Here is a 16,381-nt window from a genome sequence, read left to right as displayed (position 1 = left end):
CAGCACCAGCGGCGCGTCGTCGGCCAGATCGGTGGTCGTGACGACGCGGCCGCGCGACAGCACGCGGCCCGTCGCCGCCAGCGTGAAGGCCACCGCGCCCTCGGAGTCCGGGCGCAGGCAGAGCTCGGCCTGCAGCCGGCCCTCCTCGGCCGCGGCGGGGGCCAGCCAGGCGAGGTCGCGCAGATGCAGCGCCGTCGTGTCGCGGCCGAGCTGGCGCAGCGCCGCGGCGACCAGCGGCAGGCTGCCGACGCCGGGCAGGATCGCCCGGCCGCCGACCCGGTGCTGGCCCAGCAGCGGATGCGTCTCGGGCAGGTCAATGCGCCAGCGCGCCTCGGCATCGAGCGTCGGCAGGCTGGGGCCGAGCAGGCCGCTGGCGGCGGGCGGGCGCGGCGCGACCTCCGGCAGCCAGCAGCGCTCGCGGGCGAAGGGATAGCGCGGCAGGCGCAGCCGCTGGCGGCGTTGCCCGGCGAAATGCCGGGCCCAGTCGACCCGGCCGCCGGCGATCCAGTGGCGGGCGAGCGCGTCGGGCGCCGTGCTGGCACTTTCCTCCTCGCGCGCGAAGCCGGCCGTGCCCTGCAGGACTCTTTCCGAATTCCGCGCCGCCAGGAAATCCCGCAGACCCGCGCGCAGTCCAGCGAGGTCAGCGGCCGGGATGGCCAGGCGATGCTCCAGCGCCTCGCGCCCCTGGGCCAGGGTCCAGGCGAGGTCGGCGAGATCCGGGCTGGCCTGTTCCAGGAAAGCCGCGAGCCCGGCAGCGATCTCGCGCAGCGCCTCGGCGGTGCGGCCGGAGAGGACGACCAGGAATGGCCCGGTGGCCGGCGTGGTCGCGGCGGCGGCGGGCGCTTCCTCCGCCAGCAGATGCGCATTGGCACCGCCGGCACCGAAGCTGCTGACGCCGCCGCGGCGCGGTGCGGCGCCCGGCCAGGGCCGCAACGATTGCGCGACCTCGAAGGGACCGGCAGCAAAGTCGATCGCCGGATTGGCCGGGCTGGCCTTCAGCGAGGGCGCCACCTGCCCATGCCGCAGCTGCAGCAGCAGCTTGGCCAGTCCGGCGATGCCGGCCGCCGATTCCAGATGGCCAATATTCGACTTGGCCGAGCCCAGCAGCAGGATTCCGGAGCCGCGTCCGGCGGCGCGCAGCCCATCGGCCAGGCCGGCGATCTCCACTGGATCGCCCAGTGCCGTCGCCGTGCCATGGCATTCGACATAGCCGAGGCTGTCGGCGGCGATCCCGGCGCGGGCAATGGCGCGCTGCACCACCGCCGCCTGGGCGCGCGGATTGGGCACGGTATAGCCGGCCGTCCTGCCGCCGGCATTGATCGCCGAGCCCAGGATGACGCCATGGATGGCATCGCCGTCGCGCAGCGCCGCGGCCAGCGGCTTCAGCACGGCGACGCCGACGCCCTCGCCCTGGACGAAGCCGTCCGCCGCGGCGCCGAAAACATGGCAGTCCGGGCCACCGGCGAGGACGCCGGTGCGCGCCAGCTCCCTCGGCTGCACCGGATGCAGCACCAGGTTGACGCCGCCGGCGAGCGCCACGCCGCATTCGCCACGGCGCAGGCTCTCGCAGGCCAGGTGCAGCGCGGTCAGGCTGGCCGAGCAGCCGGTGTCCACGGCGAGGCTCGGCCCGCCGAAATCGAAGGCATGGCTGACGCGGTTGGCGACCGACCAGTGGTTGCCCTGCACCACCATCCCCGCCTCGGCGGCGGCGAGGCCCAGCAGGCGCCAGGGCATGTTCATCACGCCCATGAAGACGCCGACATCGCGGCCATCGGCCGAGGCCTTCAGGCTGGCGCGGTGGTGTCCGGCATCCTCCAGCGCATGCCAGGCGGCCTGCAGCACCAGCCGCGCCTGCGGGTCGATCATCCGCGCCTCGCGTGGGGCGATGCCGAACAGCAGCGGGTCGAAGCGGTCGGCACCTTCGATGAAGCCGCCCCAGCGCGAGGCCTTCTCGTCGGGATTGTCGCGCCAGTCCCAGCGCTCGGCGGGGATTTCCGAGATCCCGCTGCGGCCCTCGCGCAGCAGGTCCCAGAAGGAGTCGAGATCCGGCGCGCCAGGCAGCCGCACCGACAGGCCGATCACCGCGATGCGCGGATCCTCCACGGCAGGCGCAGCAGGCGTAGGGGTGGGGGTCGCGGCCGGCGCCAGGCTTTGCAGATGCGCCGCCAGCTGGCGCAGCGAGCCATGCTCGAACAGCGCCGTGCTGCGCAGCCCGGGATATCTCTGGCGCAGCCCGGCGGTCAGCGTGCCGACCAGCAGGGAGTCGATGCCGAAGCGGTCCCAGCCGGCATCGGGATCGAGTTTTTCCGCCTTCTCCTGCAGGGCTTCGGCGAAATAGGCGCGCAGCGTGTCCAGCATCGAGGCGCCGGTCGGCGGCGCGACGGCGGCGGCGGCCACGGGCGCGTCCAGCCAATGGCGCTCGGGCGCGAAAGGATAGGAGGGCAGCGGCACGCGGCGGCGCGGCGTCGGGAACACCCCGCGCCAGTCGATGGTCTCGCCGGCGCACCAGCGGCGGAGCGTGTCGTCGCCGGGCAGGGCGGCCGGCGCGCGCAGCAGGCGCGCGGCCTCGGCGTGGTGTTCCGCCATGATGGCGCGGCGATGGGGAAAAGCCTGGCGGCCGGTCGCCAGGGTCCAGGCGATATCGGCCAGAGGCGGGGCGTCGGGGGCTTCCAGCGCCGTGGCCAGGGCCTGCGCCGCGCGGTCCAGCGCGGCCTCGTCGCGGGCGCTGAGCAGGATCGGCCAGGAGCCGCCCGAGGGCGCGGCCGGCGCGGCCGCCGGCGCCTGTTCCAGCACCATGTGCACATTGGTGCCGCCGAAGCCGAAGGCGCTGACACCAGCGCGGCGCGGCCCGGGGATGGCGGGCCAGTCGCAGGCCTCGGCGGCCACGGCGAAGCCCGGGCCCTGCAGATCGATCTCGGGGTTCGGGGTGGTGAAGAACAGGCTGGGCGGGATGCGGCCGTGCTGGACAGACAGGATGGTTTTGATCAGCCCGGCGATGCCGCCGGCGGCGTTCAGATGGCCGATATTGCCCTTCACCGAGCCGATGCGGCAGGGCGGCGCCGCGTCGCGCCCGCCGGCGGCGGCATGCGCCTGGGACAGCGCGCGGATCTCCACCGGATCGCCCAGCGCCGTGCCGGTGCCATGGCATTCGACCAGGCCGAGGCTGGCGGGCGCGACCTCGGCCATGGCCAGGGCCTCGAGGATGGCGCGGCGCTGCCCGGCGACCGAGGGCGCCAGGTAGTCGGCCTTCTGCGCGCCGTCATTGTTGGCGGCGCTGCCGCGGATCACCGCGAGGATGCTGTCGCCATCGGCCATCGCCCGCGACAGCAGCTTCAGCACCACCAGCCCCAGCCCGTTGCCCGGCACCGCGCCATCGGCCGCGGCGTCGAAGGCGCGCAGCCGGCCGGTCGCCGAGAGCATCAGGCCCGAAGCCTGGCGATACCCCCCCTGCGGCAGGGTGATCGAGCAGCCGCCGGCCAGCGCCATGTCGCATTGGCCGGAGAGCAGCGCCTCGGCCGCCTGGTGCACCGCCAGCAGCGCGCCGGAGCAGGCGCTCTGCACCATCATCGCCGGGCCGGTCAGGTCCAGCCGCCAGGCGATGCGGCTGGCGGCATAATCCTTGTCGCGGCTGGTCAGGTCGAAGAAGCCGTCGCCCAGGTCGCCGGACGCCGCGCCATCGGCATAGGTGCTGGCGGTCATGGAGAGATAGGTGCCGACCACCGCGTCATGGCTGCCGGGGCCGTAGCCGGCATGGTCCAGCGCCTGCCAGGCGCATTCCAGCAGCAGCCGCTGCTGCGGGTCGAGCCGCGCGGCCCGCCGCGCCGGGAAGCCGAAGAAGCCGGCATCGAAGCGGTCGATGTTGTCCAGCACGCCAAAGGCCGGCACCAGCCGCGGATCGGCCGGATCGAAGCCGGCGGCGCGCAGGGAGGCAGGATCGGCGCGGCGGATGCTCTCCCGCCCGTCCAGCAGGTTGCGCCAATAGACGGAAAGATCGGGCGCGCCGGGGAAGCGGCCGGCCATGCCGATGATGGCGATGCTGTCGGGCGGCGGGCTCATGCGCGGTCTCCGACAAGCGCCAGGGCGCGGGCGGCGCGGCGGCGGGCGGCGCGGGCCGCCAGGGGGTCGGTCTGCGGTTCGGTCTCCGGTTCCGGCGCCGGTGCGGCGGGCATCCTGCCGGCCAGCTGCCGCGCCAGGGCGGCGACCGAGGGGAATTCGAACAGGTCGGTGACCGCGCAGGGTCCGATCTCGCGGCTGATGCGCGCCGCCGCGCGGACCGCCGAGAAGGAGGTGACGCCGTGCTCGAACAGGTTGGCCTCCTCCGGCAGGGTCGGGTCGTCCAGCTCGGCCCGCCAGATCGCCAGCAGCCGCGACGCCAGACTGGCGGTATTCCGTTGCACTTCCAAGCCCTGCTGCGACGCGGCTTTGCCTGAAGCCGGCCCCGGCGCGGCGGGGGCATCGCCCGCCGCGGCCAGCCGTTCCAGCGCGGCGCGGTCGACCTTGTCATTGGCGTTGCGCGGCAGGGCCGGCAGCAGGCGCAGGCTGGCCGGGACCATGTAGGCCGGCAGCCGCGCCGCCAGCGCCGCCCGCAGCGCGGCCGGGTCGGCGGGCGCGGCCGCGACGCAGAAGGCGTGCAGCCGGCGCTGCCCGGCGGCATCGGCTGGCGCGACGGCGACCGCCTGCAGGATGCCGGGCAGGGCGGCCAGCGCCGCCTCGACCTCGCCCAGCTCGACGCGATGGCCGCCGAGCTTCACCTGGCCGTCGCGCCGGCCGAGGAACTCGATCAGCCCCTCCTCGCGCCAGCGGCCGAGATCGCCGGTGCGGTAGAGCCGCTCGCCGCTGGCGGGGTCGGTGACGAAGCGCTCGGCGGTGCGGGCCGGGTCGCGCCAGTAGCCCTGGGCCAGGCCGGCGCCGCCGATGAACAGCTCGCCGGGGACACCGTCGGGGCAGTCGCGCAGGGCCTCGTCGAGGATGCGGAAGGACTGGCCGCGCAGCGCCCGGCCATAGGGGATCGAGCCCCAGCCAGGGCGCAGGGCCGGCTCGATCGGGTGCTGGATCGACCAGATGGCGGCCTCCGTGGCGCCGCCCAGGCTGATCAGCGAGGCATGGGAGTTCAGCGCGCGGAAGCGCGGCGGCAGGGCGGGCGGGATCCAGTCGCCGCTGAGCATCACCAGCCGCAGGCTGGCGAGGCTGTCGGCCGTCGGCGCCCCCTCCAGCAGCAGCTGGAGAAACATCGGCACCGAGTTCCAGACGGTGACGCCATGCCGCTGCACCATCATCGCCAGATGCGCCGGATCGGCAACCGAGCGTGGCGCCGGCAGCACCAGCGCGGCGCCGGCGCCGAGTGTGCCGAAGATGTCCCAGACGGAGAGGTCGAAGCTGAGCGCCGACAGCCCCAGCACGCGGTCGGCCGGCGTCAGGGCAAAGCGCTGGTTGATGTCGCGCAGCGTCACCCCGGCGGCGGCATGGTCGAGCATCACCCCCTTCGGCTCGCCGGTGGAGCCGGAGGTGAAGATCACATAGGCCAGCGCGTCGGGTGCCACCCGTGGCGGCGGCGCGGCGGCCGGCAGTGGCGCCAGGCGGTCGAGCAGGAGGCGCGCGCTGCCCGCCGGCCATTCGGCCAGCAGCGCCGCCTCGGTCGCGCTGTCGGTCAGCAGGGTGGTGGCCTCGCCGCGTGCCAGCAGCTGGCGCAGCCGGGCCGGCGGCAGCGCTGGGTCGAGCGGCAGATAGGCCCGCCCGGCCAGCGAGGCGCCCAGCACCGCCGCCACCTGCGCCGCCCCTTTCGGCAGGATGACGGCGACCAGCCGGTCCTGCGGCTCGGGCGGCAGGGCCGCGGCCACCGCCAGCGCCTGGCCGAGCAGCGCGCCATAGCTCAGCGCGGCCTCGGGCGTGATGACGGCGATGGCCTCCGGCCGGGCCAGGGCCTGGCGCAGGAAGGGCTCGTGCAGCAGCTCGGGCGGCGCGGTGTCGGCCGGCAGCAGCGGCGGCGGGACTCTGCGCGCAGCCTCCTCGCCGGCGATCCAGCCGCGCAGCTCCTGGCTCCAGGCCGCGGCATCGCCGGCCAGCCGCTCCAGCGCGGCGGCGAAGGCGGAAAACATCGTGGCGATCAGCCCGTCCGGGAACAGCCCGTCCAGCGCGTCCCAGCAGGCGACCAGCCCGGCCTCGGCATCCTCATGGATGTGGCAATCCAGCCAGACCTGCGGCGTGCGGGTGATGCCATGGCTGAGCCGCCCCAGCGCCGCCAGCCCGTTCTCCCGGTGCTGCAGCATCGAGGTGAAGACCACCGGCATCAGCCGCGGTTTTTTGTCGGTTCGCGCCAGGTCGCGCAGCACGGCCAGCCCGCTCTGTCCGGCATGCGCCAGCAGCAGCGCCAGCCGGTCGCGTACGGCGCGCTGTGCCCGGGCGGCGAAGCCCTCGGCGGCGGTGAGGTCGAGGTCGAGCAGCAGCGTCGTGGTGAAGTCGCCCAGCACTGCCTGGATGCCGGGCAGCGCATCGCCGCGCTGCATCAGCGTCAGGTTCAGCGTGAAGCTCTTTTCAACGGCCCAATGGGAAAGAACCTCGGCGAAAGCGGCAAGGACGGCATTGGCGGGCGTCACCCCCGCGGCCGCGGCCTGGGCGCGGAAGCGGGCCCAGGCGGCGGGCGACAGGCGGGTCGCGTGGCGATGCGCGGCGGGGACGGCGCCGGCTTCGGGCATCCGCGCGCCGGGCAGCGCCGGGGCGGGCGGCAGGGCGGGGCCGGCCTGCCGCCAGAATTCCAGCGCCGCCGCGTCGGGCACCGGCTGCGCCTGCAGCACCCAGTCGCGGAAGCTGGCCGGTGGCGGCGCCGGCAGCGCCTCGCCGCGCAGCAGCGCCGACCATTCGGACAGCAGCAGGAACAGGCTGGGCACGTCGACGATCAGCAGGTCGACCGCCAGATGCAGCCGCTGGCCCTCGGGCCCTTCGCTGAGCGCCACGCGGAACAGCGGCCAGCGCGCCGGATCGAAGCGCAGCGCAGCGAACTCCGCGCGCAGGGCGGCGAGCGGCCGCGTCGCGCCCGGCCGCTCGAGGCGGCAGGGCGGCACCTCGGGCAGCACGCGCTGGCGGCCATCGGGCAGGAAGACGGCGCGCAGCATCGGGTGGCGGGCGACCAGCGTGTTGAGCGCCGCCTCCAGCGCGGCGGGATCCCAGGGGCGGGTGGCCTCGATCTCCCAATAGCCATGGCAGGGGCCGCCGAGCGGCATGCTGTCGCTGCGCCCGACCCAATAGGCCTGTTGCAGCGCGGTCAGCGGGAAGGGGTCGTGCTGGCCGGCGGGGTCCGGCCGCAGCGTCGCGGCGGGGCCGGCGGCAGCCAGGGCGGCTTCCAGCGTGGCGAGATCGGCGCCGCCCAGCAGCAGCGGCAGCGGCAGCCCAGCGCCGAGCTCGCGTGCCAGGCGCTGGCGCAGCTCCAGCGCCAGCAGGCTGTCGAGGCCGAGCGCCACCGGCAGGCTGTCGTCGCGCAGCGTCCCGGGCGGCAGGCGCAGCACCTCGGCCAGCAGGCGGCGCAGCGGGCGGTCGCCATCTGGCGCCGGGGTTGCGCGATCCTGGAGACCGGCGCGGTCGAAGACCTGGCCGGGCAGCAGCAGCGGCGCGGCCCGTGCCGTGGGCAGGGCCAGCGGCACGCCGATGGAAAACAGCTCGGCGGCGGCGAGCAGGGCGTCGCGGCCGGGCCGGCCCTGCAGCAGCCCGGCGGCGGTCGCGGCCAGCAGGGCCTGCGTCCCGGCCTCGCGCCGCAGGGCCTGGCCGCGGCGCAGCAGTGGCGAGGCGCGGCCGGCCGCGGCGGCCTCGAGCTGGGCGAGCGCGGCGTCCCGGCTCTCGGCCAGCAGCGCGGCGCGCCAGGGCAGCGGCGCGGCGGCGCCGGCCAGGGCAGCGGCGAAGGCGGGCAGGCTGACCGCCGGGTGCCGGCGCAGCCAGGCGGCCAGGCTGGCCAGGCGCTGCTGCAGCGCTGGCTCGCTGCCGGCGGTGACCAGCAGCAGAAGCGGCCCGTCGCTGTCGAGGGCGGGCCGTGGCGGCGCCTCCTCGACCAGCAGCATGCCATTGGCGCCATTCAGGGCGAAGACATTGACCAGGGCGCGGCGCGGCTGGCCCGCGGCAGCCTCCCAGGGCCGCGCGGCGCCGCCGGCCAGGAAGCCGGCCCCGGCGAGCTCCGGCATCGGCGCGGCGCCCTGCAGCCCGGCGGTGGGGGCCAGCCGGCCGTGGCGCAGCTGCAGCACCGCCTTCAGCAGCCCGGCCATGCCGGCCGCGGCCAGGCCATGGCCGATCGCCGGCTTCAGCGAGCCGAGCGCCGGCCGCGCGGCGCGGTCGGCGAAGACCGCGGCGGCGGCGGCGATCTCGGTGCCGTCGCCGGCGGCGGTGCCGGTGCCATGCGCCTCCAGCCAGCCGATGGCGGCGGGCGGCAGCGCCGCCTCCGCCAGCACGGCGCGGGCGAGGCGCGCCTGGCCCTCGGCGCTTGGCGTGCTGATGCCGAGCCCGCCGCCGCCATCATGCCCCATCCGCGCCGCGCGCAGCAGCGCATGCGGCGGCTGGCCCTCCGCCAGCGCGTCCGGCAGGCGGCGCAGCACGACGACGCCGACGCCCTCGCCCAGCAGCATGCCGTCGGCGCCCTCCGCCAGCGCGGCGCAGCGCCCGCCGGCCGAGAGCAGCCCGGCGGCCTCGGCCAGCGCCGCCATCTGCGGTGTCGTCATCACCGCGACGGCGCCGACCACCGCCAGATCGACCTCGCCGTTGCGCAGCGCCGCCAGCGCCGCCGCCAGCGCCGCGACCGCCGAGGCGCAGGCGGCATCCACCGTCACCGCCGGTCCCTGCAGGCGGAAGACATGCGCCAGCCGCGCTGCCAGGCTGGCGCCGAGCTGGCCGACCAGCGAGACGCGGTCCGGCGGCGTGCCGGCCAGCGCCTGCTTCAGCGGCCAGTCGCCGGTGCCGGCGCCGATCCAGACGCCGGCGCGGGCGCGCAGCGCGGCCGGCGCGTCGGCCAGGCCGGCATCGGCCAGCGCCTGCCAGGCGGTCTCCAGCAGCAGGCGCTGCTGCGGGTCCATCGCCGCCGCCTCGCGCGGCGAGAGGCCGAAGAGCGCGGCGTCGAACGCCTCGATATCGGCCAGGAAGCCGCCGAGGCCGAGCCGGGCCGGATCCAGCCCCGGCGCCAGGGCGGCGAGCTCGGCCCTGGTCCAGCGGCCGGGCGGCACCGGGCCGATGGCGCTGCGGCCGGATTCCAGCAGCGCCCAGAAGGCGTCCAAATCGTCGGCGCCCGGAAAGCGCCCGGCCATGCCGATGATGGCGACGTCCTCCGCCGCGCGGCGCCCGGACGGGGCGGCGGCGGGTGGCACGGCGGCGGGCAGCGTGGCGATGGGCGGCGGGGCGACGGGTGCCGGACGGGCCTCCGGGGCGCCCAGGTGGCGGGCCAGGGCGGCGGGTGTCGGGCAGTCGCCGAAGAGGTACAGCGGCAGGCGGCGGCCGAGCGCGGCGCCGGCGATGTCGGCGACGCGCAGCGCGGTGACGGAATCGATGCCGAGCTCGGCGAAGCCGGCCTCGGCGCCGATCTCCTCCGCTGGCAGGCCGAGCACCTCCGCCACCGCCTGGCGCAGGATGGCCAGCGGTTCGCCCGCCTCCGACGCCGGCCGCGGGTCGGGCATCGGCGTCGCAACCAATGGCCCTGCCGCCGGGACGGCGGGCGCGGCCGGGGCTGGCGGCGTGGCGCTGGCGGCCAGATGCGCGGCCAGTGCCGCCGGCGTCGGATGGTCGCCGAAGAGATGCACCGGCAGCCGCCGGCCCAGCCGCCGCCGCAGCCCCTCGGCGACACCGGCGGCGACGATGGAATCCACCCCCATCTCGATGAAGCGCCCGGCCGGGTCGATCTCGGCCTCGGGCAGCTCCACCGCCTCGGCGACCGCGGCGATCACGGCGGGCAGCAGCGGGTCCGGCGCGGGGGCGGCCTCGGCGGCGGGGACGGGCATCGGAAGCTCCGTGAGAAGCGGGGCGGGGGGACGCTCGGCGGAGGGAAGCGCGGCGGCACCGCGGCGGGCCAGCAGGGCGCCGCCGGGTCGGGCCAGGCGGTCGAAGCCGGCCTGGCGCCAGGCCTCGGCCGCACCGGAGTGGGGGGGCTGCCAGGCGGCCGGATGCAGGCCCAGCACCGCCTGCTGCCAGTCGCGCAGCGCGCCGGGCGGATCGGCCAGCAGCAGCCCGCCGGGGGCCAGCAGGCGGGCGGCCTCGGCCGGGTCGGGCAGGCCGTCCAGCGCCAGCAGCAGGTCGAAGCCCTCGACCGGCGCCGCCTCGGGCGGCAGCAGCGGCAGCCCCGGAAGCTGCGCGGCCAGGGCCGCGCGCATGGCCGGGCTGCGATCGCCGGCGGCGAGCTCGACGGGCAGCCCCTCCAGGGCGGCCGCCAGCGCCGCCGTGGCCGGGCCGTCGCCCGCCTGCCAGTGCAGCAGCCGCAGCGGCCGCCCGGCCTGCCGGACCAGGTCGCGCAGCAGGTCGAACAGCGCGGCGCGGCGGGCGCGGGCGGCCGGCAGGCCGAGGCGCAGGGCGGCCAGCCGGGCCGGGTCGCCGCCCGGCACCAGGATTTCTTCGCCCGTCAGCTGCCCGGCCAGCACGGCGGGCCAGGCGGCCAGGCAGGGGGCGGCGGCCTCGGCCCAGTCCCGCGCGGCGGCGGGGATGGGCGCGGGGCTGTCCTCGACGGCGTGCAGCAGGCCGTCGGCATCGCGCCGCAGCACGCCTTGGCGCAGCAGCAGACCGGGCAGGGCGGCGGTGGCGGCGGCCAGGCTGGGCAGCACCGGCCCCAGGCGGCGGCGCCAGTCGGCCTCCGCCTCGCCGGCGGCGCCCGGCAGCAGCCCGGCGGCGGCCAGGCCGCGGCCCAGCCCGGCGGCGGCATGGCGGTCGGCCCAGGTCTCCAGCGGGTCCGCCTCGGTCGGCGCCAGCCGGCCGGTCCAGTCGGTCCAGGGATCGGCGGTCGTGGCCAGGCTGGCCTCCCAGCGCGGGTCCAGCCGGGCGGCGACCAGCCGCGGCACCGCCTGGGCCGGCAGACGGCTCCAGGCCTGCAGCCCGGCCTCGGCGGGGAAGGGCAGCAGGCCGGTGGCCTCGGTGATGCGGGCCAGCCGGCCGGGCTGCGCCACCCGCCCGGCATCGCCCCACAGCCCCCATTGCACCACGCAAGCCGGAATGCCCTGCGCCGCCATCCATTCGCAGAGCGCCTCCTGCGCGGCGCAGCCGGCGAGGTAGCCGGCCTGGCCGGCATTGCCGCGCAGCGTCAGCGCCGAGGAGAACAGCTGGAAGCGCCGCGGCGCATCGGCCCGGGTGGCGGCGAACAGCGCCAGGGTGCCGGCCAGCTTCGGCGCCAGGGCGCGGGCGAAGCTCTCCGGCGTGGTCTCCGCCAGCCGCTGGTCGGCCAGCTGCATCGCCGCCTGGATGACGCCGCGCACCGGGCCCCACGCGCGGAACCCCGCCAGGGCCTGGCAGAGCGCTGCCTCGTCGGTGATGTCGACCGCCAGATAAGCCGCCTGCGGCGCCCCCGCCTGGCGCAGCGACTGCAGGAAGGCCTCGATCCCCGGCGGCACGGCGCGGCGGCCGAGCAGCAGCAGCGAGGCCCGCTCGGTGGCCGCCAGCCGCAGCGCCAGCCGCCGGCCGAGCCCGCCGGCGCCGCCGGCGATCACCTGCACCCCGCCGGCGCCGGGATCGGCGGCGGGCACGGCCTCCGCCAGGGGCAGCAGCCGCGGCACGAAGACGGCGCCGGCCCGCAGCGCCGCCTCGCCCAGCGGGTCCTCCACCGGGGCGGCGGCCAGGCCAGCGAGATCCGCCTCGGCGACCTGCTCCGGCAGGTCGATGGTGACGACCTGCAGCCGGTCCGGCGCCTCCTGCCGTGCCACCTTGCCGAGCGCCGCCACCAGCGCGGCGATCGGCTGCGCCACCCGCTCGCCGGGCAGCACGGCGTGGCGGCCGCGGGTCACCAGCCGCAGCCGGCAGGGCGGCGCGTCGCCGGCGGTCAGGCGCCGCAGCAGGCCGAGCAAAGGCAGCAGGGCGCCGGCCACAAAGTCGCCGGCCGCCTCCGGCGTCGCGGCATGGTCGAGCGCGCCCAGCCAGACGATCTCCGCGGCCGACGGCAGAATCTCCGGGATCTGCGGCAGGAACCGCGCGGCGGGCAGCCGGGCGGCCAGGGCCTCACCCCGGGCGCCGCCGCCCAGCACCAGCACGGGGCCCGGCGGCAGCGGCGCCAGATCGGCGGCCTGCCAGGCCAGCTGCCGCAGCGGCAGCGCCTCGGCGGCGGGTGGCGCCGTCTCGGGCAGGAAGCGCAGCCCCTCGGCGACCGCCCAGGCGGCGCCCGCGGCATCGAGCAGGGTGAGATCGGCGACGAAGCCGCGCGGCCCGGCGCGCAGCCGGTCGCGCGGCACCAGGGCGGTCAGGCGCGGCGGACAGCTTTCCGCCAGCGGATCGCGCAGCCAGAGCCGGTCGGCCGCCGCCGGCAGCAGCGGCCGGTCGCCGCTGGCCAGCCCGGCCGACAGCGCCGCCAGCAGGCAGGCCTGCAGCCCGCCATCCAGCATCGCTTCCGTCTGGGCCTCCGGCTGGTCGCCGGCGAGCTCGGCGAGCCAGCCGCCGGGACCCTGGCGCAGCGCGGCGACCGGCCGCAGCGCCGGGCCATAGGCATGGCCGAGCCCGGCCAGGGCGGCATAGGCGGCTTCCGCCTCGAAGCAGAGCGAGGGCGCGGCGAAGGGTGCCGTGGCGGCGGGCGGGGCGGCGGCGGGCTCGGCCAGGGCCAGCAGCGCACCCTCGGCATCGCGCAGCGCCAGCCCCGCTGAACCGGCATCGAGGCGCAGCGCCAGCGCCGCCTCCGGCGGGGCGGGACGGCGGAATTCCAGCGCCGCCAGGCCGGCGGGCGCCGCCTCGGCCAGGCGCCGGGCCATGGCGGCGGCGGGCAGCAGGGCGCGGCCGCCGATCACATGCGCGGCGGCCAGCGGCAGGGTGCCGCGCGCTGGCGGCAATGGCGGCAGGGCCAGCGGGTGGCGGTGCGGCTCGAAGGGATAGGCGGGCAGTCCGGCCGGCGCCGGCACCGCCGGCAGCACGCCGCGCCAGTCCACTGCCGCGCCCGCCTGCCACAGCCGGCCGAGCAGCGCCGGCAGATCGGCCGTCGGATCGACGACCAGGGTCAGCGCCTCCCCGGGCAGCGGCGGCGCGACACCCGGCGGCGGGGCGGCGCTGTCCTGCAGCCGTGGCAGCGGCGGATCCCCGTCGCCGCGGCGCGCCTCGGCGCTGGCGGCCAGGGCGTCCAGGCCGGAGGCCGGCGCGGCCAGCCACGCCGCTGCCGCGGCCTCGGGCAGCAACCCGGCGGCGACCAGGCTGGCGGCCTCGAACCAGGCGGCGCCGAGCCCGGCATGCCGCTCCGGCAGCTGCCATTTCTGGTGCAGCCGGCGCAGCGCGACGATGCCGGCCAGCAGCGCCAGCCGCCGCGCCGGCGTGCCCGGCGCCGCCTCGCGATCGGGCGCCGCGCCGGCCTGGCGCCAGGCGGCCAGATAGGTCTGGAAGGTCAGGTTGCTGCCGGCCAGTTCGCGCGCCCGGGAGAGCAGCGCCTCGGCCTCGGCGGAATCCTCTTCGACCAGGGCGTCGCGCAGCGCGGCGAGATAGCCGGCCGAGATCGGCGGCGGCGGCTGCCAGGCGCCGCTCTCCAGCGCCAGCACCCCGGTCAGCCCGGCGGCGAGGCGCTGCGCCAGCGGCAGGCAGGCGGCATCGGCCTCGAGGCGCAGCGGCCGCCGCGGCGCGACCGCCTGCAGCAGCGCCCGCGCCAGGGGTTCGACCGCCCCGGCCGGCCCGCCGCCCGCCACCAGGCGCAGCACGAAGCCGGGCGGCGCCGTCGCTGCCTGCGGGGCCGGCTCGGCGGCCAGGGCCTGGCGCAGCGCCGCCGGGTCGCCGGCCGGCAGCGCCTGGCGCCAGCGCAGCGCCGCGCGGCCCCGGGCGAGATGCGCGGCGACCTGCGGCAGCAGCGGCAATTCTCCGGCCGCGGCGTCGCGCCAGCGCTGCCACAGCGCCGCGAAGGCGGCGCGGCTCTGCGCCGAGAGCAGCAGCGGCGCGGCCGGGGCGGCCGGCGGCGCGGCCGGCGGCGGCGCCTCCTCCAGGATGGCATGCGCCATGGCGCCGCCGAAGCCGAAGGCGCTGACGCCGGCGCGTCGCGGCCGGCCCTCCGCGGCTTCCCAGGGCGCCGCCGCCAGCACCGGGCGGAACGGGCCGCGCGCGAAATCGATCAGCGGATTGACGCGGGTCAGGTTCAGCGTCGGCGCCAACCGCCGCGCCTGCAGCATCAGCAGGACCTTGGCCACCCCTGCGAGGCCGGCGACCGGCTCGAGATGGCCGATATTGGTCTTGGCCGAGCCGATGCCGCAGCCGCCCTCCGGCGCGCCGTCATCGCAGAAGGCCTGGCGCAGCGCCTCGACCTCGATCGGGTCGCCGAGCGCGGTGCCGGTGCCATGCGCCTCGAGGTAGGAGAGGCTGGCGAGGCTGACCCCGGCGCTGGCCGCCGCCGCCGCGACCAGCCGGCGCTGCGCCGCGACGGAGGGCGCCGTGACGCTGTGACCGCCGCCGACATGGCCGGTGGCGCTGCCGCGCAGCACCGCCTGGATGCGGGCGCCGCTGCCCTCCGCCTCGGCCAGCCGCCGCAGCACCAGGACCACGACGCCCTCGCCCGGGACATACCCGTCGGCCTCGGCGTCGAAGGTGGCGCAGCGGCCGCGCGGGCTGAGCATGCGCGCCTGGGAGAAGCCGATATGCCGCCAGGGCGTCAGCAGCAGCGAGACGGCGCCGACCACCGCCACGTCGCATTCTCTGGCGACCAGCGCCCGCCGCGCCAGGTGCAGCGCCACCAGCCCGGAGGCGCAGGCGGCATCCAGCGTGACGCTCTCGCCCGAGAAGCCCAGCTGGTGCGACACCCGGTTGGCCAGCAGCGCCGCGCTGCTGCCCAGGCTGGACTGCCCGTCCGGCGCGACGCCGCCGGCGCCGAGGCCACGGGCGAAATCCTGCGCCATGACGCCGGCATAGAAGGCGGTGCGGCAGGCCGGCGCGCGCAGCGCGGCGGGGTCGAGCCCGGCATCCTCCAGCGCATGCACCGTCGCCTGCAGCAGCAGCCGCTGCTGCGGGTCCATCAGCCGCGCCTCCTTCGGCGACAGGCCGAAATAGCCATGGTCGAAGGCATCGACCGGCCCGTCCAGGAAGCCGCCCCAGCGGCTGTGGCTGGCGAAGTCGGGCAGAGCGGCGGCGCCGTCCGGCCCGCGCCCGCCATGGTGGCGGCGCCAGTCCCAGCGGTCGGCGGGGATTTCCGTGATGGCGCTGCGGCCGGCGAAGAGCAGCTCGGCGAAGCCGGCGCGGTCGTCAGCGCCCGGCAGGCGGCAGGCCATGCCGAGGATGGCGGCGGCGCCCTCCGTCACGGCGTGGCGCCCTGCCAGCCGAAGGCGCTGCGGAAGGCATTGGCCTCGACGCCACGCGCCGTGGCCTCGTCCAGCCGATAGGTGTCGCGCAGCAGGCCCAGCTCGCCGGGCAGGGTATTGCCGACCAGCGCCGGGTCGTCGGTCGAGAGGCTGACGCGGATCCCGGCGGCGACCAGGGCGGCGACCGGCACCGCCGCCAGGCTGCGCACCGCGCCGAAGGCCAGGTTGGAGCGCGGCGCGACATCGACGCCGATGCCGCTGGCGGCGATCTGCCGCAGCAGCGCCGGATCGGCCGCCGCGGCGATGCCGTGATGCAGCCGGTCGGGGGCCAGCGCCTCCAGGGTCTGCGCCACCCGCTCGGGGCCGCCGAACTCGCCGGCATGGGCGGCGGTGCGCAGGCCGAGCCGCCGCGCCTCGGCGAAGACCGGCGCGAAGGGCAGGATGGTGTCGGCGCGCTCCTCGCCGGCCAGGTCGATGCCGACCACCGCCGGATGCGCCGCCGCCTGCAGGCAGTCCAGCGTGGCATAGCCGGCCGCCGCCCCGGCATTGCGCGGGATGGCGAAGAGCAGCCGCAACTGCCGCCCCGTCGCCGCCTCGCCGGCCTCCAGCGCGTCGCGCAGCGCCGGCCAGAGCGCGGCGAAGGGCAGGCCGAGCTCGGCATGCACCACCGGCATGATCGAGGCCTCGGCATAGGCGATGTCCTCCGCCACCAGCCGGTCGAACAAAGCGAGGGTGGCGTCGAACCAGTCCTGCGGGCCGCGCAGCCGCGCCAGGACATGCTCGAAGGCGCGCTGGCTGTCGGCCCAGCAGGCGATGTGCAGGTCGGCCTCGGCCAGCGGCGGCAGGCCGTGCCGCGCGCCCAGCCGGTTCAGCGTGGCGCGGCCGATCGCGCCTTCCAGGTGCAGATGCAGCTCGGCCCGCGACGATGCGCCGGGGCTGGCGAGGCTCTCAGGCCCGGTGGCGTCCGCGACAGCCAT

General features: G+C 77.6%; 3 protein-coding genes (1 of these 3 running past the window's edge). All 3 read right to left on the bottom strand.

What is annotated here, in order from left to right; translation table 11 throughout:
* Tightly spaced (each overlapping or abutting the next), the 3 genes in view from WFI16_RS09955 to WFI16_RS09945 form a layout consistent with a single transcriptional unit that may run on beyond the window.
* On the bottom strand, positions 1-4,056 hold the start of the coding sequence (locus tag WFI16_RS09955; protein WP_419897673.1) for an SDR family NAD(P)-dependent oxidoreductase. 5,049 nt of this gene lie to the left of the window's left edge; 4,056 of the gene's 9,105 nt are visible here — the first part of the coding sequence; it begins with the start codon at positions 4,054-4,056; its stop codon lies beyond the left edge, outside the window.
* Positions 4,053-15,404: an amino acid adenylation domain-containing protein gene (locus tag WFI16_RS09950; RefSeq protein WP_419897672.1), complete on the bottom strand. Its 11,352-nt coding sequence runs from the start codon at positions 15,402-15,404 to the stop codon at positions 4,053-4,055. Before WFI16_RS09950 ends, WFI16_RS09955 begins: the two co-directional genes overlap by 4 nt.
* Entirely contained in the window at positions 15,401-16,381 is a 981-nt protein-coding gene (locus WFI16_RS09945; RefSeq protein ID WP_419897671.1) for an adenosine deaminase family protein, read from the bottom strand. Before WFI16_RS09945 ends, WFI16_RS09950 begins: the two co-directional genes overlap by 4 nt.

The organism is Roseomonas sp. USHLN139, assembly GCF_037145735.1.
Taxonomy (GTDB): domain Bacteria; phylum Pseudomonadota; class Alphaproteobacteria; order Acetobacterales; family Acetobacteraceae; genus Pseudoroseomonas.
Note: the sequence above shows the minus strand (reverse complement) of the source record. Positions and strands in the feature narration are given on the sequence as shown.

Bases quoted from the DNA above. Each gene is read 5' to 3' on its own strand.
- WFI16_RS09945 (WP_419897671.1), bottom strand. From the start codon at position 16,381: ATGGCTGTCGCGGACGCCACCGGGCCTGAGAGCCTCGCCAGCCCCGGC.